Origin of the sequence: Plantibacter sp. VKM Ac-2876, assembly GCF_015350715.1 — a bacterium.
Classification (GTDB): Bacteria; Actinomycetota; Actinomycetes; order Actinomycetales; family Microbacteriaceae; genus Plantibacter; species Plantibacter auratus.
The window spans coordinates 553060-574939 of record NZ_JADKSI010000003.1; the positions used below are offsets into that span (position 1 = coordinate 553060).

Genomic DNA, 21880 nt, shown 5'->3' on the forward strand with positions numbered 1-21880 from the left:
CGTGCAACTCCAGGGGCACCCAGGACGACACTCGCGAGGGGTGTTCGGTGAGCGCGCTCGGCGAGCTCCGCAAGCTCAGCGCCGGCAAACGCCCGCAGACGGCGGCCGAGAAGGCCTTCATCAAGAAGGACAACCGCCGCGACAACAAGGCCGCCTACCTGTTCCTCCTCCCGTGGCTCATCGGACTCGCCGTCATCACCGTCGGCCCGATGGTCGCCTCGCTCGCGCTGTCCTTCACGAAGTACAACCTGCTGCAGGCGCCGAAGTTCATCGGCCTCGACAACTTCATCCGCATGATGGGCGACGAGCGGCTCCACAACTCGCTCGGCGTCACGTTCGTGTACGTCTTCGTGTCGGTGCCGCTCCAGCTCGCCGCGGCGCTGGCACTGGCCGCTCTGCTCGACCGCGGTCTCCGCGGCCTCGCGATCTACCGGTCCGTGTACTACCTGCCGTCGCTCCTCGGCTCCTCTGTCGCCATCGCGGTGCTGTGGAAGCAGGTGTTCGGCGGCGAAGGCCTCGTGAACCAGTTCATCGCGATCTTCGGGATCGAGGGACGCAGCTGGATCGCCGACCCGTCCACCGCCCTCTCCACGCTCATCACGCTCAACGTCTGGACCTTCGGCGCACCGATGGTCATCTTCCTCGCCGGCCTCCGTCAGATCCCCGTCATGTACCACGAGGCGGCGCAGATGGACGGCGCGACGAAGTGGCAGCGCTTCACCAAGATCACCCTGCCGCTGCTCACGCCGATCATCTTCTTCAACCTCGTGCTGCAGATCATCCATGCGTTCCAGGCCTTCACGCAGGCCTTCATCGTGTCGGGCGGAACGGGCGGCCCGGCCGACTCGACGCTCTTTTACACGCTGTACCTCTACAACCGCGGCTTCTCGAACTTCGACATGGGCTACGCCTCGGCCATGGCCTGGTTCCTGCTCCTCATCATCGGAGTCTTCACCGCGATCAACTTCTGGGCCTCGAAATACTGGGTGAACTACGATGACTGACACGCTGACCACACGGTCCATCACGACGGACAGCAAGAACCGCAGTCGCGAGGCCAAGGAGGCCGAACGCCAGTACCGCCGCGCTCGTGGATGGTCGCCCTGGAAGTCGGTCCTGAAGCACATCGGCCTCATCCTCGTCGGCTTCATCATGCTCTACCCGGTGATCTGGCTCGTCGTCTCCTCGCTCCGCCCGACGGAGGAGATCTTCCGGAACCCCGGCATCGTCCTCGACAGCTTCGAGGTGAGCAACTACAGCGAGGGCTGGAACACCCTCTCCGAGCCGTTCCACGTGTTCCTGCTGAACTCCGTGCTCATCGTCCTCGGCTGCATCGTCGGCAACCTCGTGTCCTGCTCGATGGCCGCCTACGCCTTCGCCCGGCTGAAGTTCAGCGGCAAGCGCTGGTGGTTCGCGGCGATGCTCATGACGCTCATGCTGCCGATCCACGTCATCATCGTGCCGCAGTACATCATGTTCTCCCAGCTCGGCTTCGTGAACACGTACCTGCCGCTGATCCTGCCGAAGATCCTCGCGACCGACGCGTTCTTCGTCTTCCTCATGGTGCAGTTCATCCGCGGCATCCCGAAGGAACTCGACGAGGCGGCCCGCATCGACGGCTGCGGTCACGCCCGCATCTTCGGGGTCATCATCCTGCCGCTCATGGTGCCGGCACTCGCGACGACCGCCATCTTCACCTTCATCTGGACGTGGAACGACTTCTTCAGCCAGCTCCTGTACCTGACGAAGCCGGAGATGTACACGGTGCCGCTCGCACTCCGGGCGTTCATGGACGCGCAATCCTCCACCTCATGGGGGCCGATGTTCGCGATGAGTGTCGTCTCGCTCCTGCCGATCTTCCTCGTCTTCCTGTTCGGTCAGCGGTTCCTGTTGAAGGGCATCGCGACGACCGGCGGCAAGTGAGGCCGGACCCACCGACCAGCACCACCGAAGCACCAGCACCAGACCACCAGCACCAGACCCAGCACCACCGGATCCAGCAGCTCCGGATCCGGATCGATCGATTCGAAAGGGAACAGCATGAGCATCAGCAAGCACGGCAGAGCCGCCGGCTTCATCGCGACGGGAGCCGTCGCAGCCCTCCTCCTCGCCGGCTGCAGCGCCGGGGGCGACGCCGCCACCGAACTGTCCGACGAGCCCGTCACCCTCCGCTTCACCTGGTGGGGCAACGACGCCCGCACGGCGGCCACCCAGGAGGTCATCGCTGCCTTCGAGAAGGAGTATCCGAACATCACCATCGAGCCGCAGTTCACGGACTGGGCCGGCTACTGGGACAAGCTCGCCACCGAGACGGCGGCGAACGACACCCCCGACATCATCCAGATGGACGAGAAGTACATCGCCACCTACGGCGACCGGGGCGCGCTCCTCGACCTGAACACGGTCACCGACCAGCTCGACCTCGGCGACTTCCCCAAGGAGACGCTGACGTCCGGCACGGTCAACGACTCGCTCTACGGCGTCCCCTCGGGCATCACGAGCTACTCCTTCGTCGTGAACCCCGACCTCCTCGCCTCGGCCGGCATCGAGATGCCCGACGACGAGACCTGGACGTGGGACGACTTCACCGAGCTGAGCGAGCAGGTCTCGGCAGCCGGTGGCGGATCGATCTACGGCTTCCAGCCCTTCGGCTTCGAGGACGGCGGCCTCAACAACTGGGCCCGTCAGCACGGCGACGAGCTGTACAACGACAAGGGCGAGGTGTCCATCAAGCCGGAGACCCTGTCCTCCTGGTGGACCTACCTCCTCGACCTCGTGAACGCGGGAGCGACGCCGTCGCCCTCCGCGATCATCGAGAAGCAGGCCGGCGGGCTCGCCGAGTCCTTCACCGCGACCAACTCGGCTGCGTTCGCCCCCTGGTGGAACAGCCAGCTGACGGCCCTGACCGAGGCGAGCGGTTCGCCGCTCGAGCTCTTGCGGGTGCCGACGGTGGACGGCGGCGCCGATGGTTCCGCGTACTACAAGCCGTCGATGTACTGGTCGGCGTCCGCCCGGACCGAGCACCCTGCCGAGGCGGCGCTGTTCATCGACTTCCTCGCCAACAGCGAGACCGCGGCCGACTCGCTCCTCACCGAGCGCGGCGTCCCGGCCAACACGAAGATCCGCGAGTACATCACGCCGAAGCTGGCCGAGACCGACCAGGCGGTCGTCGAGTTCCTCGACGGTCTCGCCGACGACATCGGTGAGCCGCCGACCGTCACGCCCGCCGGTGGCAGCGCGATCGAGGCGCTCGTGAAGCAGTACACCGAGCAGGTCCTCTTCGGGAAGAACACGCCCGACCAGGCCGCCGAGGGGTTCATCAAGGACCTCAAGGCCGCGGTCGCAGCCGGCTGACCGGGCCACAGCCACAGCCCCTCCACCGGCTCGGGGAACGGCGTCCGTTCCCCGAGCCGGTCGACGGGCAGCTCCACCACCGCTTCATCCGAGGGGATCCCGTGACGACCGAACACCGCCCCCGTCCGACCGGTCTCGCGCTGACGCACGAGGTCGGTTCGGCAATCACCGTCCACCTCGACGGGATCGACATCCTGCGGTACACCTACCGTCCGGACACGGTCCAGCGCGAGTCGCCGAAGCCGTACCTGCACCCGGTGCGGACCGCCGGCGGAGCACTCGTCACCTTGGCCAGACCGCACGACCACGTCTGGCACACCGGTATCGCCTGGGCCCTCCCGCACGTCGGCGACGACAACTTCTGGGGCGGTCCGACCTTCACCGGGACCGCCTACGAACAACTCGCGAACAACGGCCGCTCCGAGCACGTCGCGGTCACGGACGTCCGTGCCGACCCGGGCGAGGTGCGGTTCGCGCACACGCTCGCCTGGATCACGGAGGACGGTCGGCACGTCGTCGACGAGGAGCGTGCGCTCACGGTGCGACCGGCCGCCGGGGACTGGACGCTGACCTTCGAGACCCGGATGCGCAACGTCTCCGGCCGGGACCTGTCCATCGGGTCGCCCACGACGAAGGGCCGGGACAACGCCGGCTACGGCGGACTCTTCTGGCGCGGCCCACGATCCTTCACCGGAGGTACCCTCCACACCCCCGACGGGAGCGGCGGCGAGGAGCTCCGCGGCACCCGCCACGCGTGGATGGGGTTCACCGGCCTCCACGACGGAACGGCCGCGGCGTCGAGCGTCGTCATCGTCGACGACGTGCGGAACCCGGCGCACCCGCCGCAGTGGTTCGCGCGCACCGAGGAGTTCGCCGGCCTCTGTCCGGCCCCGTTCTTCAGCGAGGAACTGTCCTTCGGAGCCGACGAGACCCTCGCGTTCCGCTACGCCGTCGTCATAGCCGACGGTGCAGCCGGTGACAGCCGGGCCGCGGCGCTCGCCGCATCCGGGCGCGACGCGCTCGAACGGTCGCGTTCTGGCCGTGCCGATCACCACGACAGCCCGCCGACCACAGCGCCCGCCGCACCGACCCGGAAGGACCCACGCGCATGACCACGACCCGCGAACGCTACGCCCTCATCGGAACCGGACACCGCTCGCAGATGTACCTCGACGCCATCACCGGCCCGCACGCGGACGTCGCCGAGCTCGTCGCCTGGAGCGACAGCAACCCCGGCCGGCTCGACCACTACGAGGCGGTCCTCGCCGAGCAGGGTGTCCCGCTGCCGGCTCGGTACGGCCCGGACGACGTCGAGCGGCTCATCGCCGAGCAGCGCGTCGACCGGGTGATCGTGACGACCCCCGACTTCACGCACGCCGAGATCGTCTCGCGCGCGCTCCTCGCCGGTGCCGACGTCGTCGTCGAGAAGCCGCTCACCATCGACCGTGAGGGCGTCGAGCGCATCGCGGCGGCCGTCGCCGAGAGCGGCCGGAACGTCGTGACGACCTTCAACTACCGCTACAGCCCGCGCAACTCGGAGCTGCGCCGCATCGTGCAGGACGGCGGGATCGGACGGGTGACGAGCGTGCACTTCGAGTGGGTGCTCGACACCGTGCACGGCGCCGACTACTTCCGTCGCTGGCACCGCGAGAAGGAGCACTCCGGCGGGCTCCTCATCCACAAGGCGTCGCACCACTTCGACCTCGTCAACTGGTGGATCGGGGCTCGGCCGGCGTCCGTCTACGCCACCGGAGGCCTCCGCTTCTACGGTGACGCCAACGCGGCCGAGCGCGGACTCGCGGCGCGTCCCGGGCGTGGATCGGTACCGGACGACGCCGAGGCGGCGGCTCGAGATCGCTCGAACGACCCGTTCGCCCTCGATCTCCGTGACGACCCGCGGCTCGAGTCGCTCTACCTGCGGGCCGAGCAGCACGACGGGTACCTGCGCGACCGCGACGTCTTCTCGCCCGGGATCGACATCGAGGACAACCTGTCCGTCCTCGTCGAGTACGACGGTGGCGCCTCGCTCAGCTACTCCCTGAACGCCCACGCGCCGTGGGAGGGGTATCGCGTCGCCATCAACGGGACGGAGGGCAGGGTCGAGCTCGAGGTCGTCGAGCGCGCCGCCGTGCTCGTGGGGGCCGACGGGCGCGTCGTCCTCGACCCGAGCCTGAGCGGCGACGGCGAGACCGCGGACGGCGCCGCGTCCGTCGCGCCGGTGCGCTCGCGCGGGGAACGCCTCGTGCTGCAACGCCACTGGGAGGAGGCCCGCGAGATCGAGATCCCCGAGGGCGTCGGCGGACACGGCGGCGGCGACGCGTTCCTGCTGCGGCACCTCTTCGACCGCGTCACCGAGGACGAACTGGGACGGCCCGCCGGCTACGACGACGGCGTCCGGGCGATCTCGGTCGGCATCGCCGGGAACGAGTCGCTGCTGACCGGGCGTCCGGTCGCGACGATCGCGCCGTGAGCAGCGGCTCGGAGGCCGGCGCCGGCGCCGACCCGGACGTCGGGTCGACCCCGGCCACTGAGCCGGTGACCGAGCCCGCCCAGATCGCCGAGTCCGTCCCGGCCGGTGAGTCTGTTCCGGTCGCCGAGCCTGTCGAGGTTCGGTCCCGGACAGGGTCGGTCCCGGTCCCGGATGCTGCCTTGCTGGACGGCCCGCTATCGGTCGGCGTCCCGGTTACTAGCCCCGTCCCGGTCACCGAGTTCGTCGAGGTGCGGTCCCGACCGGTCACACCTCCACCTGCGCGCGACCCCGGTCTGCGGGCGCTCGCCGCCCGGTTCCGCGAGTCGATCCGGGGCGTCAGTACCGCAGACGGATCGCTCGACGCCACGCGCACGCGCCTCGCCGAGGTCCTCGGTGTCCTCCCGCGACCGGCGCAGCCCGAGCCGCCCCAGGAGCTCGGCAGCTGGACCCGCGACGGCGTCGACGGGGTCGAACTCCGCTGGTCGACCGGGTTCGGCGCGCCGACGTCGGCGTGGCTCCTGCGGCCGGCCGGCGAGACCGGCGTGCTCCCGGGCGCGCTTGCGCTGCACGACCACGGTGGGTTCACGCGCGTCGGGCGGGAGAAACTCGCGGACGGGCCCGATGGTGTCCCTGCCACGACGTCCGTCGCGCGCGAGGAGTTGCAGGCGTTCCGCGACCGCTACTACGGAGGCCGCGCCGTCGCGTCCGACCTCGCGCGCGTCGGGTTCGCCGTGCTCGTGCACGATGCGTTCGGGTGGGGCTCCCGGCGGATCCCGGACGAGGCCGTCGCCGAACGCTTCCATCGGACCGTCGACCTGCAGCTCGCCGGTCGTCGGGCCGCGGCTGTGCAGCGCGGGGAGCAGGCCACGGCGGTGTCGCCCGGGCAACGGTCCGAGCTCCTCGCGGCGACCAACGAGCCGCAGCTCGCGAAGGAGCTGGGCGTCCTGGGCACCTCGCTCGCCGGTCTCGTCCTCCGCGACGACCTCATCGCGCTCGACCAGCTGGCGGCCGCGCCCGGAGTCCAGTCCGGAGCGATCGCGTGCTTCGGCCTCTCCGGTGGTGGTGCCCGGGCCGTTCTGCTCGCAGCCATGGACGACCGGATCCGCGCTGCCGGCGTGGTCGCGATGATGTCGACGTTCGACGGTGTGCTCGACGGGCATGCCGATCAGCACTCGTGGTCGTTCCTCTCGCCAGGACTGTCACGGGTCGGTGACTGGCCGGAGCTCGCATCCCTGCGCCCCCGCTCGCCGTTGCTCGTCCAGTACGCCGAGCGCGACGAGCTCTTCGAGCCGGCCGGTATGCGTGAAGCGCACATGATCCTCACGGAGCGGTACCGGTCCGGTGGCGAGCGCTCGGCTTACACGGGCACCTTCCACGACGAACCGCACCGCTGGTCCGCGCCGATGCAGACCGAGCTGCGCGCCTGGCTCGCCGCCACCCTCGCCTGACTCGCCCTGGTTTCGTCCCCAACTCAGGAGACGTCCGGTGTGTCGTGCCCGGGCTGGAGCGGCGCGCCGGGGGAGTCCTGAGTTGGGGACGGTGGTCACGGTGTTCGCAATTCAGGACGGGTGCGGCGTGTTGGGGTGTGGGCGGGCGCTGGGGTGGGTGGCGCGCCGGGTGTGTCCTGAGTTGTGAACGTGGGTGGGTGTGGTCGGTGGGGTGTCCCCAACTCAGGAGACGTCTGGTGTGTCGTGCCCGGGCTGGGGCGGCGCGCCGGGGGAGTCCTGAGTTGGGGACGGACAGGACGGCGGTCAGACGCGGGCTGGGACGGGGAGCTCGAGGACGCCGTCGACGCGGCGGGGGACACGGAGCGGGTTCGCCTCGTGCAGGGCCTCGGGGAGCACCCGCTCGGGCGCGTCCTGGTAGACAATCGGACGCTGGAAGCGGCGCACCGCCGACGCACCCACCGAGGTGTGGAGCGAGGTCGTCGCCGGCCACGGTCCGCCGTGGTGCTGCGCCCAGCCCACCGCGACACCCGTCGGCCAGCCGCCGAAGAGCACCCGGCCGGCGATCGGCTCGAGCCGCGACACGAGACCGGTGATGTCCTCACCGGGCGCCGCGTGCACGGTCGCGGTGAGCGCGCCACCGATCTCGGCCAGGACCGCGTGCAGCTCGGCGTCGTCCGCGACCTCGATGACGAGCGTCGCCGGCCCGAAGATCTCCTCGAGCAGGACCTCGGGGGCGTCGAGCACCGTCGCGGCGGTGGTCGCGAGGACGGTCGGAACGCCGGAATCCGCAGCCGTCGTCTCGCCGCCGAGGAGCGTCCGCACCCCGGGATGGCCGGCGGCGCGAGCGGTGCCCGCGGCGTACGCCTCGGCGATGCCCGGCGTCAGCATGCGCCCGGCGACGGTGTCGGCCGCGGCCTGCGCGACGAGCTCGGCGAACCCGCTGCCGCTCGGCACGAGGACGAGGCCGGGGTTCGTGCAGAACTGCCCCACCCCGAGGGTGAACGACGCCGCCAGCCCGCGCGCGAGGTCATGCGCCGCCTCGCCCTGCAGTGCGGCCTCGGTGATGACGACCGGGTTCGTGCTGCCGAGCTCGCCGTAGAAGGGGATCGGGGCCGGTCGCTGCGACGCCAGGTCGAACAGTGCGCGCCCGCCGGCGAGTGAGCCGGTGAACCCGACCGCGGTGATCGCCGGGTGCTGCACGAGGGCGGTGCCCTGCTCACGATCCTCGACGAGCGCGAACGTGCCGTCCGGGGCGCCGACCGAGCGCAACGCCTCGACCACGATCGCCGCGGTCAGTCGCGAGAGCCGCGGGTGGGCGGAGTGCGCTTTGACGATGATCGGACATCCGGCCGCCAGCGCCGACGCCGTGTCGCCACCGGCGACCGAGAACGCGAACGGGAAGTTCGACGCACTGAAGACCGCCACCGGCCCCGTCGGCCGGAGCATCCGTCGCAGCTCCGGCTTGGGCGGGGTGGCGGAGGCGTCGGCGTGGTCGATGACGACCTCGAGGAAGGCCCCGTCGCGGAGGACGGCTGCGAACAGCCGCAGCTGGCCCGTCGTCCGCGCGACCTCGCCCGTGAGGCGCGCGGTCCCGAGGTGGGACTCCTCGTCGGCGAGTGCGACGAGCTCGTCGACCCGGGCATCGAGGGCGTCGGCGACGGCCTCGAGCCAGGCGGCACGGGTCGAGGGCGCGGTGGACGCGAGCTCGGAGGAGGCCGCGGCTGCTGCCGCGGCGACCTCGTCGACGGTCGGAACGGCGGCACGGCCCGCGCCGGACGCGGCGTCGCCAGCGTGACCTGCGGGCGTGACGGTGTCGCCGCCGGGGCTCACGCTGCTGCTGCTGCTGCTGCTGCTGCTGCTGCTGCCGTTGCCGCTGCCGTCGGTACCGTTGCCGTCGGTGTCGTCGATACGGCCGCCGACGCCGTCCGAGTCGTCGGTGCGCGCCCTGGCGGGGGTGGTGCGGTCGATCGTGCCAGTGCTGTGGTCGGTGTCGTGCATGGTGATGACTCCTCGGGGATGCGGGTACGGCTGGTGATGATCGGGGCGTATGGCCGGCCGGCGGACGGCCGAGCGGACGGGTCAGCGCGCGACGGGAGCGCTCTCGGCGATCCGGTCGCGGATCACGAAACCGAGGCCGGGTCGCTGCTCGACCTGCACCAGGCCCCCGGCGATGGTGACCGGCCCGGGCGGGTCGATGGCGCCGATCGCCACGAAGCCCGCGTCCTCGACGTCCTCGACCTCGGTGACCTGCGGGAGGGCGAGGGCGAGCTGTCCGGAGAGGTCGGGGAGCAGGTGCGGGGCGAGCGTCAGCCCGGCGTCGTCGACGAGCGCGGCGATCGCGAGGAAGGGGGTGATGCCGCCGACGCGGACCACGTTCGGTTGCAGGACGTCGGCGACGCCACGGTCGACGAGGTCGCGGAACCGGTGGATCGTGTGCACGTTCTCGCCCAGCGCGATCGGGATGTCGGTCGCCTGACGCAGCCGTTCGTACCCCGCGGTGTCGTCGGAGCGCAGCGGCTCCTCGATCCACGCCGGGTCGACGACGCCGAGCCGTTCCAGGGACGAGACCGCTTGGTCGACGTCCCAGCGCTGGTTCGCGTCGATCATGAGCCGGCGGTCCGGTCCGAGCAGTTCGCGCACCATCGTCACGCGGTCGACGTCCTCGGCGAGGTCGGGCTTGCCGACCTTGATCTTGACGGCGTCGTAGCCCGCCGCGATCCACCGCTCGACCTGCGCGGCGAGCGAGGCGGCGTCGAGGTGGAGGTTCACGCCACTGCCGTACGCCCGGACCGTGTCGCGTCGACGGCCGAGGAGGTCGGGGAGCCCGAGACCGGCCCGCCGTCCACGGAGGTCCCAGAGCGCGGTGTCGAGCCCGGCGAGCGCGATCGTGGTGATCCCGCCACCACCGGCCTCGTGCAGATGCGCCCACAGCCGCGGCCAGAGCGCTTCGGGGTCGGTCGTCGCTCCGAGGGCGGCGGCCGTGATGTCGTCGTCGAGCAGCGCGCGGACGGCCGTGGCCCCGATCGTCGGCGTCCACGTGAAGCCCGACCCGGTCGCCCCCTCGTCGTCGACGACGTCCACGCGGATGAGATGGAGCCACGGCGCCTCGGGCACCCAGGGGCGCGGCATGGTGAACCGGCCGAGCGAGGTGGTGATGGAGGCGATCCCGGGCATCGTCAGCGCCCTGCGGCCAGCGTCGCGTGCTCGGCGACGAGGTCGGCGCCGGTCGCGAGGAGTGCCTCCAGGCGGTCGGTCTGCTCGGGGGTCGGATCGACGAAGGGCGACCGCACGGAACCGACCGGCAGACCGCCGAGCCGCACCCCGGCCTTGATGAGCGACACGGCGAAGCCGGGGGTCTCGTCGCGGAGGGCGACCAGCGGCCGGTAGAACTCGCGCAGCAGGCGTTCGCGGAGCGGCTCGTCGTGCTCGGTGTACGCGCGGTAGAACAGCGTCGCGAGTTCCGGCAGCATGGCGAAGACGGCCGAGGAGTAGAGCGGGATGCCGATGCCGCGGTAGGCGGCCTGCGTGAGCTCGGCGGTGAGGAGGCCGTTGAAGAAGGCGAAGTCGTCTCGTCCCTCCTCGTGCACCGCCAGCACGATGTCCTGGGCGGCCGCGACGTCGCCGACGCCGTCCTTGAAGCCGACGACCTGCGGGTTGCGCGCGAGGTGGCGCATCGTCGCCGTCGTGTACCGGGCGTTGTTCCGGTGGTAGACGATCGCCGGGAGGCTCGTCGCCGAGAGGACGTCCTCGACGTACGCCTGCAGACCGGCCGCCGGCCCGGAGACGAGGTACGGCGGCATGAGGAGGATCGCGTCGGCTCCCGCCTCTTCGGCGGCCACGGCGAGTTCCTTCGCGGTCGCCACGCCCCCTCCGGCGCCACCGATGACCGGGGCGGCGCCGTCGACGACCTCGACGGTCCGCCGGACGACGCGGGCGGCCTCCGACGGCGACATCGCGTGCAGCTCGCCGGTGCCGCAGGCGGGGAACACCCCACCGGGCCGGTGTTCGAGTCGCGACTCGAGGTGGGTGCCGAGGAGCCCCAGGTCGACCTCACCCGCGGCGTCGAAGGGGGTGATCGGGAAGTACAGGACGCCGTCGAAGGCGAGCGGTGCTGGCATGGTGGAGGTCCTCGTCATCGTGGGGCTGGGGCTGGAACAGGAGTGGTGGCCGGCCGGCCGGTGTCGGCGGCGAGCAGATCGGTGAGCCGGGCCGCCTCGGCGGGGCTGAGCGCCGATCGCCAGTCGTGCTCCGGCCGCCACCCGAGGTGGGCGGTGGCCTTCGCGCTGCTGAAGGCGGCAGCTCGGTCGACGAGTCCGTCGGCGAATCCGGCGGCGCTCGGGACCTGCGCCGGCAGCAGGGTGGATAGGGGTGCGAGGGCCAATGCGTCGTCGGCGCCGACGAAGTACACCTCACCGGAGTGCCGGGCCTCCGCACGATCGACCCAGGCGGCGACGAACCGGCCGGCGTCGCGCGCGTCCACGTAGTTGTAGAGGGAGACGGCCGCGAGTGCGGGATCGGCGAGCCGGTCGACGATGGTGTGCCCCTGCTGCGTCGGCGCGCCCTCCCACTCCTCCGGCGAGACGACGAAGCACGGCCGGAACGCACCGGTCACGACGGCGTCGCCGTGGGCTCGGGCGAGCATCGCGACCGTCGACTCGATCGCGACCTTCGACAGCGCGTAGGCGTTCCACGGGGCGACCCGGTGCTCCTCGGTGATGGGGAGCGCCTCGGGCGTCCACCCGTGCGGGGCGCCGTAGCCGATGACGGTCGGGCTGCTCGCGGCCAGCAGTCTGGTCGCTCCGGCGGCGATCCCGGCGGTGAGGGCGGTGAAGGCGAGCGTCTGGTTGGTCGACAGGATGACGTGCTCCGGCGCGCTGAAGGGCACGGCGATCGCCGCCAGGTGCACGACGGCGTCGGGCCGCAGAGCGGCGAAGAGCTCGTGGGTGGCGTCGTGGTCGAGGAGGTCGGCGGTCCGGCCCTCGACGCCGGGGAGTCCGGGGTCGGTCCGATCGACGGAGACGACCTCGTGGCCTGCTTCGGCGAGGGCGCTCGCGACGCTCCGCCCGAGTCGTCCTGCGCCGCCGGTGACGATGATGCGCATCGGTGTCCTCTCTGACCACGTCCGGGTCGACCAGGCCGACCGCACCAACCGGGAAACCGGTTTCTCGGAGTGAGCCTATAGGATCATCGATGACGGCACCACCTGTGACGAGTCGAACGAGGACGTATGAGCAACCGGTTCCCCAGCGCTGGAGCGACACCGACGATCTCCGACGTCGCCGTGCAGGCGGGCGTCTCGAAGGCCACCGTGTCGCGCGTGCTCAACGGCAAGGCGACCGTCGACGCGGCGATCGCCGACCGCGTCCTCGCCGCGGTGGACGCCCTCGGCTACCGGCCGAGCATGCTGGCCCGGAGTCTGTCCCTCGGCCGCACGAACACGATCGGTGTCGTCGTGCCCGACCTCGAGAACCCGATGTTCCAGGAGATCCTGCGCGGGGTCACCCGGGCAGCGGCGGCCGACGGCTACCGCGTCCTCGTGACCGACACCGAGGAGGACCCGGCCGACGAGGCGGCGGCGGCCCGCGAAACCCGTCGTCGGTGCGACGCGATCGTCCTCTGCTCACCCCGTCTGGCCGAACCCGAGCTTCGAGCGCTGCTCGCCGAACTGCACCCGGTCGTGCTCGTCAACCGCGAGCTCGCCGACTCGCCCGTGCCGTCGGTGTCCATCGACTACGCCAGCGGCATGGAGCAGGTGCTCGCCGAGCTGCACGCACTCGGGCACCGCCGCATCCTGTACCTCGCAGGGCCCGCGGCGAGTCAGGGCGATCGCCTCCGACGGGTCGGCATCACCCGCGCGCGCTCGGACCACGACGACCTCTCCGTCGACATCGTGACGGCCGGTTCCGCGCTGGTGGACGGCGCGGCGGTCGTCGAGACGGTGGTGCAGCACGACGCGACCGCCGTGGTCGCCTTCAACGACCTCGTCGCCCTCGGGCTCGTCTCGGCGCTCCGCGGTGCCGGTGTGTCCGTCCCCTCGGCGCTCAGCGTCGTCGGCTTCGACGACATCCCGTTCGCGGCGTTCGCGGTTCCGGCGCTCAGTACCGTGTCAGTCCCGCGACGCGAGCTCGGCGCCGAGGCGTGGACCAGACTGCGCGACACCATCGGCGGCGCGGAGGGTGGACACCCGCTCGTCTTCCGACCGCGGTTCGTCGCCCGGGGGAGCACCGCCGCCCACCCGGCCGCGAGTCCACCGGTCTGGCACGGAACCGAGCAGGCCCCTTCGCCACCGGAGCTGACCGCCCGGCTCGGCGACCGCGAGGTCCTCGTCCTCCACGACGGCAGCGGCCTCGAACCGACCGACGCCCCGCGACCGTTCGCACACCCCGTCACGTCGCTCGGCGGGACCGTCGTCACGGAATCCGCTCCCGACGACCACCCCCACCATGTCGGTCTCTCGATGGCCGTCGCCGACGTCGACGGCGTCTCCTACTGGGGCGGTCGCACCTACGTCGCCGGGCAGGGGTCGACGATGCTCGACAACCACGGTGTCCAGCGCGTCACCGAGACCGAGGCGGACGCCGGTGTGCTGCGTCAGTCCCTCGACTGGATCGGGCGCGACGGGACGACGCGGCTGCGGGAGTCGCGCAGCACGGTCGTCGAGGAGTTCGCCGTGCCTGGCGTCGGGAGCGGGAGGTCGGCGCTCCGCGTCGCCGTCTCCAGCGTCCTCGAGACGACGGGATCGACGGTGACGATCGGGTCGCCGGCCACGAACGGCCGCGAAGGCGCAGGATACGGCGGATGGTTCTGGCGGTTGCCCGCGGACGCCCACCGGTCCGTCCTCAGTGCGGACGGACCAGGGGAGTCGACCGCGCACGGCTCGCGTGCGTCGTGGGTCGCCTTCGTCCTCGACGCCGACGGGCGCGCTGACGCGGAGACGGGCGACACCACCGAGCCCGCCCCGACGCCGGCTCGGCGCCCCACGACCGTCCTCTTCCGCCAGCCCGCAGCGAACGCCTTCCCCTGGTTCCTCCGTGCGGCCGAGTACCCGGGTGTCGGGGTCTCGCTCGCCGCCATCACCCGCACCGCCATCACCGCCGACACCCCGCTCGTCACCGGTCTGGAGGCGGTCGTCGTCGACGGTGCGCTGGACGCGGAGCAGGCGGACGCCATCCACCGGACGCTCCTCATCGCGGAGGAACGCCACACCGAACCGCGCAGTACCGAACCGCGCAGCACAGGGAGTGACGCATGACCAGCACCGACCACACCACCGCCCCGTCCGCCCCGACCGTCGTGGTCGTCGGGATCCACGGCCATGGCGCGAGCCACGTGGCGGCAGCCAGGGCGCTCGCCGCGACCGGCGCGATCCGCCTCGTCGGCCTCGTCGACCGGACCTTCACCGAGGAGGACCGCGCAGCCGGCGACGCACCGCTCCGCGACTCGCTCGAGGAGTGCTTCGCCGCCGGGCGGGTGGACGTGGTCATCCTCTCGACCCCGATCCACACGCACCTGGACCTCGCCGTCGCCGCGCTCGAGCACGGCGCGGACGTCCTGCTCGAGAAACCCCCGGTGACCTCGAACGACGAACTCGACCGGCTGCAGGCCACCGCCGCCCGCACCGGTGGGCTCGTCCAGGTCGGGTTCCAGAGCCTCGGATCGCACGCGATCGGCGAGATCGCCGACGTCGTCGCGGGCGGGGAGATCGGGGCCGTGACGGCGCTCGAGGCGAGAGGCACCTGGGTCCGCACCGTCGGGTACTGGACGCGTGCCGCGTGGTCGGGCAGGCGAACGCTCGACGGCACACCCGTCGTGGACGGCGTCGTCACCAACCCCTTCGCGCACGCGGTCCAGACCATGCTCCGGCTCGGCGGCACGACCGACCGCGCGGCGATCGCCACCATCGACCTCGACCAGTACCGGGCGAACGACATCGAGGCCGACGACACCTCGGTCGTCCGCATCACCCCGCAGCGCGGTCCGATCATGACCGCGGCGCTCACCCTGTGCGCGCAGGAGACGACCGACCCGGTGGTCACGGTCCACGGGGAGCTCGGGTCGATCCGGTTCCACTACACGCGCGACGAGGTCGAGGTGGCCGTCGACGGCGTCACCCTGCGACGCTGGACCACGGGCCGGACCGACCTGCTCCCCGACCTCCTCCGCGCGCGCGAGGCGGTCCGGGCGGGTCAGGACGCCGCCCTCGTCAGCTCCCTCGCCGACGCGGCCGCCTTCACCGCGGTCCTCGACGCGGTCCGGTCGGCCCCAGCGCCACACCGCATCCCCGCTGATCTCGTCGAGTGGCTCGGGACGGGCGACGAGCGCCGCCCGGTCATCCCGAGGATCGAGGAGCTCGTCGCGGAAGCGGCCGCCACCGGCAGCACCTTCGCCGAGCTCGGGAGCGATTGGGCCCGGCCATGAGCGAGCGGCCTGGGCCGGACGAGGACGACCGCCGTCGCAAGCACGCCCGACTGGTGTCGCTTCTGGAGGCTCGCGGAGCGGGCACGATCGTGCTGCGGTCCGCCGCCGCGGTCAGCTGGTACCTCGACGGCTCGCGCGTCCACGTGAGCCTCGCGGCCGACCCGATCGTCGCGGTCGTGGTCTCGCCGGGCGATGCGTGGCTCGTCGCGACGTCGAACGAGGTGGAGCGGCTGCAGGCCGAGGAGTTGCCCGCCATCCGGGTGCGGACGGTGCCGTGGCACACGCCGATCGACGCGGTGCTGCCGAGTGGGGACGGGGTGCTGCAGGAGGCGGACGTCGCCGCCGAGCTGCGGGCGGCACGAGCGTCGCTCCTCCCGGCCGAACTCGCGCGCTTCCGTTCGCTCGGGCGGGAGACGACGTCGGCGCTCGAGGCAGTTGTCGGCGAGCTCGACCCCGTCTGGACGGAACGCGCGGTCGCCGCAGACCTCGCCGGGCGCCTCGTCGCAGCCGGGATCGACCCGCTCGTCCTCCTCGTCGCCGGGGAGGGCAGACTCGCCCACCGACACCCACTGCCGACCGAGGGGCGACTCGGCTCCCGGGCCATGCTCGTCGCCTGCGGCCGCCGCGACGGGCTCATCGTGAACCTCACGCGGTGGTTCGACGAGGGCGGCACCCCGGCTGAGCCGTTCGCCACGGACATGCAGCGCATCCGCGCCGTCGAACGTGCCTATCTCGACGCCACCGTGCCGGGTGTCTCGCTCGCCGACATCCTCCGGACGGGGAGTGCGGCCTACGCGGAGCAAGGCTTCGACGCCGACGAGTGGACGAGGCACCATCAGGGCGGTGCAGCCGGCTACGCGGGACGCGATCCGCGCGCCACGCCTGAGGCGACCGACATCGTCCAGCCGTGGCAGGCGTTCGCCTGGAACCCGACCGCCCCCGGCGTGAAGGTCGAGGACACCGTCGTGGTCACGCCGGACGGTGTCGAGGTGCTGACGACGAGCACGGCCTCGACCCACCCGACCCCGTCCACCGTGGGAGGCTGAAGACATGACCCGGCACATCGTGATCGCACCGGACTCGTTCAAGGGCACGGCGACCGCCGCGGAGGTCGCCGAGGCGATCTCCGAGGGGTGGCGGACCGTCCGGCCCGATGACCTCCTGCAGTCGCTCCCCATGGCCGACGGTGGGGAGGGCACGCTCGACGCGTTCGCGGCGGCCGTTCCCGGCGCGCGTCGGCACCCGATCACGGTCATCGGCCCGGTCGGCGACCCGGTGGACGCCGAGTGGCTCGAGTTGCCCGACGGCTCGGCGGTCGTGGAACTGGCGCAGACGAGCGGTCTCACCCTGCTCGACCCGCTGCAGCCGTTCGCGGCGCACACCGTCGGCTTCGGTGAAGCCATCGCGGCCGCCCTGGACCACGGTGCGCGACGACTCCTGCTCGCGATCGGCGGAAGCTCCAGCACGGACGGTGGAGCCGGGCTGCTCACCGCGCTCGGAGCACGGCTGGTGGGCGCCGACGGGGGACCGGTTGCCGCCGGCAACGCCGGACTCGCGACGCTCCGCGACATCGACACCGCCGGACTCCGCGCGCTGCCGCCGGACGGCGCGGTCATCCTCAGCGACGTGACCAACCCGCTGCTCGGCGACCGCGGTGCTGCTGCGGTCTTCGGTCCGCAGAAGGGTGCGACCACCGCGGACGTCCCCGTCCTCGACGCGAACCTGGCGCAGTTCGCGACCCGCGCTGCGGAGGCGTTCGGGCGGGACCACGCGGAACGCGCAGTGGTCGAACCCGGCGCCGGTGCCGCGGGCGGTGCGGGATACGGCCTCCTCCTGTGGGGCGCCACCGCCACCTCGGGCGCGCGCGGCGTCGGTGAGGCGATCGCCCTCCCGGAGGCGGCCGCCGCAGCGTCGATCGTGATCACGGGCGAGGGCCGCTTCGACGACCAGACGGCCGACGGCAAGGTCGCCTCCTGGGTCGCCGGGCTGGCGTCGGACCGGACCATGCTCGTCGCCGGGGCGATCCAGGCACCCACCGAGGGCATCTTCCTCGCGGCGGCCTCGCTCACGGAGCTGGCCGGCGGTGTCGAGGCGGCGATGGCCGAACCGCTCGTCCACCTGCGTGCGGCAGGGGCGGCACTGGCCACCCAGTACCGCCCCTGATCACCTCACCTGGCGGTGACGTACGTCATGCGGTGACGTCGATGAGGACCTTCCCGACCGTGTCGTCCTCGACGGCGGCGTGGGCCGCAGCCGTCTCGGCGAGCGGGAACACCGTCAGTGCCAGACCGTGGTCTTCGCCGACGTGCAGCGCGCCATCCTCGATCGCTGCGGTGATGTCCTCGGCCGCGGCGTGGAGCGCGGCGTCGCCGACCGTGTAGAGCAGCATGAACTGGAGCCGTGTGTTGAGCCCCATGTGCGGACGGATGTCGAGCGTGACCTGGTCACCGCCGTTGTTCGCGTAGCTGACGACCGTGCCGCGCGGGGCGAGGACCGCCTGGTCGAGGGGGAGGTTCTGCGCGATCGCGACCTCCACGACGAGGTCGACGCCGTCGGGTGCCACCTCGCGGATCGCCGCGGCGGTGTCGCCCTCGCGGTAGTTGACGACGTGGTGCGCTCCCGCGGCGGTCGCGAGGCGGGCCTTCTCGTCGCTGCTGATGGTGCTGATCACCGTCGCACCGGCCCAGCGGGCGAGCTGGATCGCGGCGTTGCCGACGGCGCCGGCGCCGCCCTGGACGAGGACCGTCCGGCCGTCGAGGGCTCCGGGGGAGAGCCGGGTCGGGCCGTCCTGCGCGACGGTGAGGGCGCGGTGCGCGGTCATCGCGGGGACGCCGAGGCTGGCGCCGAGTTCGAAGGATGCGGCGTCGGGCAGGGGGACCACACGGGAGACGGGCTGCACCGTGAACTCCTGGGCCGTGCCCAGCGGGCTCTCGTGTGCGGCGAGGTACACCCAGACGCGGTCGCCGACGGCGAAGGTGGTCGTGGACGCTGCGTCGCCGGCGGCCGGGCCGACCGCTTCGATCACGCCGGCACCGTCGAGGTTCGGGACGACCTCGGGGAAGGGCATGCCACCCGAGGGGCCGCCGCCGCGCCTGGTCTTCCAGTCGGTCGGGTTGACGCCGGAGAACGCGAGCTTGACGCGGACCTCGCCGGGGCCGGGCTCGGGGAGCTCGCGCTCGACGAGGTGCAGGACGGACGGGTCACCGTTGGTGGAGTAGACGATCGATCGCATACCGGGGCCAACGTCTCCGCCCCGCGGAAGATTCCGCGGTGACACTTCGACACGCTCAGTGACCGGGAAGGGTCGGCTCAGCGACCGGGGCGTCGGCCAGGCGCCCGGGGCGTCGGCAAGGCGACCGGTGCTGCTCGGCGGCCGGGAGGCCCGAGACAGGCTCAGGCTCGGGCGGCGTACTGCTCCCGGGCGATGCCGGACGCGTCCGCAGCGACCGCGTCCGCTTGGACCGCGCCGTCGCCGGCCCCCACCGCAGCCCACACCGGCCGGGTGCCGCTGAGTGCCCAGGCCGCCTGCACCGCGGCGCCGTCGGCGACGTACTCCCCGGGGGCCGGCACGACGACCGGCACGTCGAAGACCTCGCGAGCGATCGCCTGCACCGCCGGGTTCTGCGCCGCACCACCGATGAGGAGGACGCGCTCCGCCGTGACGCCCTGCGCGAGCACCGCGTCGAGGCCGTCGGCGAGTCCGCAGAGCAGCCCCTCGATCGCCGCCCGGGCGAGGCCCTCGCGCGTCGTCGACTCCAGGGTCATGCCGAAGAGGGTCGCCGTCGCGTCCGGCCGGTTCGGGGTGCGCTCGCCCTCGAAGTACGGCTGGAGCACGAGACCCCGTGCCCCGGCCGGGGCCTGGAGCGCGAGTCGACCGAGTTCCGTGTGGTCGACGCCGAGCAGCGCGGCCACCGCGTCGAGGATCCGGGCGGCGTTGAGCGTCGCGATGAGCGGGAGGAACGCGCCGTCGGCTGAGGCGAACCCGGCGACGGTGCCCGAGCTGTCGCGGACCACGGCCGGCGTCACGGCGAACACCGTCCCGCTCGTGCCGATCGACACGACGACATCGCCGGCCGTCGCCCCGAGCCCGAGGGCGGCTCCCGCGTTGTCTCCGGCACCCGCTCCGATGACCGTGTCCGGCCCGATGAGGCCGCCGTCGACACCGGTCCCGGCGGACTCCTCGGGTGCGAGCACGCGCGGGAGGATCGCATCGTGGCCGAGCGCTGCGACGAGCAGCTCCCGGTCGTACTCGCCGTCGGCGGGGGACCAGTACCCGGTGCCGGAGGCGTCGGAGCGGTCGGTCGTCAGTTCGGCGAGGTCCGCGCCCAGTGGGCTCTCGTCGGCCGGACCGAAGCCGCGCAGACGCCAGCTCAGCCAGTCGTGGGGGAGCGCGACGGCGGCGACCTCGGCGGCGTTCGCGGGTTCGGCGTCGCGCAGCCAGCGCAGCTTCGTGATCGTGAAGGAGGCGACGGGGACGCACCCGGTCCGCTGGGCGAGTTCCGCAGCGCCGAACTCGGCGATGAGGTCCGTCGCGGCCTGCGCGCTCCGGGTGTCGTTCCAGAGGAGTGCCGGACGGATGACGCGTCCGTCGACGTCGAGCGCGACCATGCCGTGCTGCTGGGCCGCGACCGACACCGCGGCGACATCGGCCAACCCGCCGGCGGCGGCGGCCGCCTCCTGCAGCGCCTGCCACCACGCGGCCGGGTCGACCTCGGTGCCGGCGGGGTGCGCCGAACGACCTTCGCGGACGAGCGCTCCGGTCTCGGCGTCGCGGATGACGACCTTGCAGCTCTGGGTGGACGAATCGATGCCGGCGACGAGCGTCATCGCTCTCCCTGTTCTCGGTGGTGGGGCGGTCGGGTGACCGCCGGGTCTGCTGTGGGGTGGAACGCGGAACGGCGTTCCGCCCCCGATCCTCTCGGATCAGGAGACGGAACGCCAGGTTCGCGGGTGTCGGCTAGCGCGCGCCCATGAGGTGGTCGACGGCCAGCTGCTGCAGGCGGACGAACCCGAAGCCCTTGCCGCCGAAGTAGGCGTCGGCGTCGAAGTCCTCGTACGACGAGCGGTCGGCGAGCAGCTGCTCGACGGTCTCGCCGGGGTTGAGCGTCGGCTCGCGCAGCTCGGGCACGCGGGCGGCGGCCAGCGCCTCCTGCACCTCGGGGTCGGCGCGGAACGCCTCGGCGCGCTCCTTGAGCAGCAGGTACATGCGCATGTTGGCGGCTGCGGAGTCCCACACGCCCGTGATGTCCTCGGTGCGGCTCGGCTTGTAGTCGAAGTGACGCGGGCCGTCGTACGCGGGGCCGCCGTTCACGCCACCGTGCTCGAGGAGGTCGACGAGCGAGAACGCGTTCTGCAGGTCGCCGTGACCGAAGACGAGGTCCTGGTCGTACTTGATGCCCCGCTGGCCGTTGAGGTCGATGTGGTAGAGCTTGCCCTGGTAGAGCGCCTGGGCGATGCCGGCGGTGAAGTTGAGGCCCGCCATCTGCTCGTGGCCGACCTCGGGGTTGATGCCGACGAGCTCCGGGCGCTCGAGGGTCTCGATGAACGCCATCGCGTGGCCGAGCGTCGGGAGCAGGATGTCGCCGCGGGGCTCGTTGGGCTTCGGCTCGATCGCGAAGCGGATGTCGTAGCCCTTATCGGTCACGTAGTCGCCGAGGAAGTTGACGGCCTCGCGGTAGCGCTCGAGGGCCGCCTGCACGTCCTTCGCGGAGTCGTACTCGGCGCCCTCGCGGCCGCCCCACATGACGAAGGTCTTGGCGCCGAGCTCGGCGGCGAGGTCGAGGTTGCGGAGCACCTTGCGGAGGGCGAAGCGGCGGACGGCGCGGTCGTTCGAGGTGAAGCCGCCGTCCTTGAAGACGGGCGCGCTGAACAGGTTGGTGGTCACCATCGGCACGATGACGCCGGTGTCGGCGAGCGCCTGCTTGAGGCGGTCGATCTGCTTCTGGCGTTCGGCGTCGGTCGAGCCGAAGGCGAAGAGGTCGTCGTCGTGGAAGGTGAGGCCGTAGGCGCCGAGGTCGTTCAGGCGGGTGACGGCCTCGACCACGTCGAGGTCGGGGCGGGTGGGGCCACCGAACGGGTCGGTCCCGTTGTAGCCGATCGTCCAGAGGCCGAAGGAGAACCGATCGGCTTTGGTGGGGGTGAGGCTCATGCGTGCAGTCCTTCAACGTCGTTTGTGAGTGGATGATTTGTT

Annotated in this window: 17 protein-coding genes; 10 read left to right on the plus strand and 7 right to left on the minus strand. The window is 72.0% G+C overall.

All coding sequences use genetic code 11. The features are described 5' to 3' along the window. Positions 1-47 precede the first annotated feature (47 nt). The 6 genes from ITJ62_RS15180 (at position 48) to ITJ62_RS15205 (ending at position 7272) form a co-directional block, all read left to right on the plus strand. Complete coding sequence (locus ITJ62_RS15180) at positions 48-1004, plus strand: carbohydrate ABC transporter permease (protein WP_079706748.1); 957 nt, start codon at positions 48-50, stop codon at positions 1002-1004. Next, positions 997-1923: a carbohydrate ABC transporter permease gene (locus ITJ62_RS15185; RefSeq protein WP_079706749.1), complete on the plus strand. Its 927-nt coding sequence runs from the start codon at positions 997-999 to the stop codon at positions 1921-1923. The genes ITJ62_RS15180 and ITJ62_RS15185 overlap by 8 nt, the downstream gene beginning before the upstream one ends. Before the next feature lie 117 nt (positions 1924-2040). Continuing rightward, positions 2041-3354, plus strand: a complete 1314-nt coding sequence (locus ITJ62_RS15190) for an ABC transporter substrate-binding protein (RefSeq protein WP_124767322.1) — start codon at positions 2041-2043, stop codon at positions 3352-3354. Between the two features lie 101 nt (positions 3355-3455). Next, positions 3456-4466: a PmoA family protein gene (locus tag ITJ62_RS15195; RefSeq protein ID WP_194603791.1), complete on the plus strand. Its 1011-nt coding sequence runs from the start codon at positions 3456-3458 to the stop codon at positions 4464-4466. After that, the gene (locus ITJ62_RS15200) at positions 4463-5824 is read left to right on the plus strand and encodes a Gfo/Idh/MocA family protein (RefSeq protein WP_194603819.1); all 1362 of its coding nucleotides are present in this window, start codon (positions 4463-4465) and stop codon (positions 5822-5824) included. Before ITJ62_RS15195 ends, ITJ62_RS15200 begins: the two co-directional genes overlap by 4 nt. After that, complete coding sequence (locus tag ITJ62_RS15205) at positions 5821-7272, plus strand: acetylesterase (protein WP_194603822.1); 1452 nt, start codon at positions 5821-5823, stop codon at positions 7270-7272. Before ITJ62_RS15200 ends, ITJ62_RS15205 begins: the two co-directional genes overlap by 4 nt. Positions 7273-7575: 303 nt before the next feature. Here the strand turns inward: ITJ62_RS15205 and ITJ62_RS15210 are convergent, their stop codons facing one another. From ITJ62_RS15210 to ITJ62_RS15225, 4 genes are all read right to left on the minus strand, one after another. After that, entirely contained in the window at positions 7576-9270 is a 1695-nt protein-coding gene (locus tag ITJ62_RS15210; RefSeq protein WP_194603825.1) for an aldehyde dehydrogenase (NADP(+)), read from the minus strand. Positions 9271-9351: 81 nt separating this feature from the next. Next, the gene (locus ITJ62_RS15215) at positions 9352-10446 is read right to left on the minus strand and encodes a mandelate racemase/muconate lactonizing enzyme family protein (protein WP_194603827.1); all 1095 of its coding nucleotides are present in this window, start codon (positions 10444-10446) and stop codon (positions 9352-9354) included. A 2-nt stretch (positions 10447-10448) separates the two neighbouring features. Then, entirely contained in the window at positions 10449-11390 is a 942-nt protein-coding gene (locus ITJ62_RS15220; RefSeq protein ID WP_194603830.1) for a 5-dehydro-4-deoxyglucarate dehydratase, read from the minus strand. Positions 11391-11404: 14 nt separating this feature from the next. Further along, positions 11405-12373, minus strand: a complete 969-nt coding sequence (locus ITJ62_RS15225) for an NAD(P)-dependent oxidoreductase (protein ID WP_194603833.1) — start codon at positions 12371-12373, stop codon at positions 11405-11407. A gap of 126 nt (positions 12374-12499) precedes the next feature. Between ITJ62_RS15225 and ITJ62_RS15230 the strand changes: the two genes are divergently transcribed. The 4 genes from ITJ62_RS15230 to ITJ62_RS15245 are packed head-to-tail and all read left to right on the plus strand — an operon-like array spanning position 12500 to position 17853. Further along, the gene (locus tag ITJ62_RS15230) at positions 12500-14524 is read left to right on the plus strand and encodes a DUF6807 family protein (RefSeq protein WP_194603836.1); all 2025 of its coding nucleotides are present in this window, start codon (positions 12500-12502) and stop codon (positions 14522-14524) included. Further along, positions 14521-15690 (plus strand): Gfo/Idh/MocA family protein, encoded by a 1170-nt coding sequence (locus ITJ62_RS15235; RefSeq protein ID WP_194603839.1) that lies wholly within the window; start codon positions 14521-14523, stop codon positions 15688-15690. The genes ITJ62_RS15230 and ITJ62_RS15235 overlap by 4 nt, the downstream gene beginning before the upstream one ends. Next, positions 15687-16736: a Xaa-Pro peptidase family protein gene (locus ITJ62_RS15240; RefSeq protein ID WP_228498524.1), complete on the plus strand. Its 1050-nt coding sequence runs from the start codon at positions 15687-15689 to the stop codon at positions 16734-16736. The genes ITJ62_RS15235 and ITJ62_RS15240 overlap by 4 nt, the downstream gene beginning before the upstream one ends. A gap of 4 nt (positions 16737-16740) precedes the next feature. Then, on the plus strand, positions 16741-17853 hold the full coding sequence (locus tag ITJ62_RS15245) for a glycerate kinase (RefSeq protein WP_194603842.1): 1113 nt from the start codon (positions 16741-16743) through the stop codon (positions 17851-17853). 25 nt (positions 17854-17878) lie between these two features. Here ITJ62_RS15245 and ITJ62_RS15250 read toward each other — a convergent pair whose 3' ends face one another. The 3 genes from ITJ62_RS15250 to xylA all read right to left on the minus strand — a co-directional run bounded on the left by ITJ62_RS15250 (position 17879) and on the right by xylA (position 21838). After that, a complete protein-coding gene (locus tag ITJ62_RS15250; RefSeq protein ID WP_194603845.1) occupies positions 17879-18922 on the minus strand; it encodes an NADPH:quinone reductase in 1044 nt (347 codons plus the stop codon). A gap of 161 nt (positions 18923-19083) precedes the next feature. Continuing rightward, complete coding sequence (gene xylB / locus ITJ62_RS15255) at positions 19084-20517, minus strand: xylulokinase (RefSeq protein WP_194603848.1); 1434 nt, start codon at positions 20515-20517, stop codon at positions 19084-19086. Positions 20518-20647: 130 nt separating this feature from the next. After that, positions 20648-21838 carry a xylose isomerase gene (gene xylA, locus ITJ62_RS15260; protein WP_064295008.1) on the minus strand — a complete coding sequence of 397 codons (1191 nt, stop codon included), beginning with the start codon at positions 21836-21838 and terminating at the stop codon, positions 20648-20650. Positions 21839-21880: the final 42 nt, after the last annotated feature.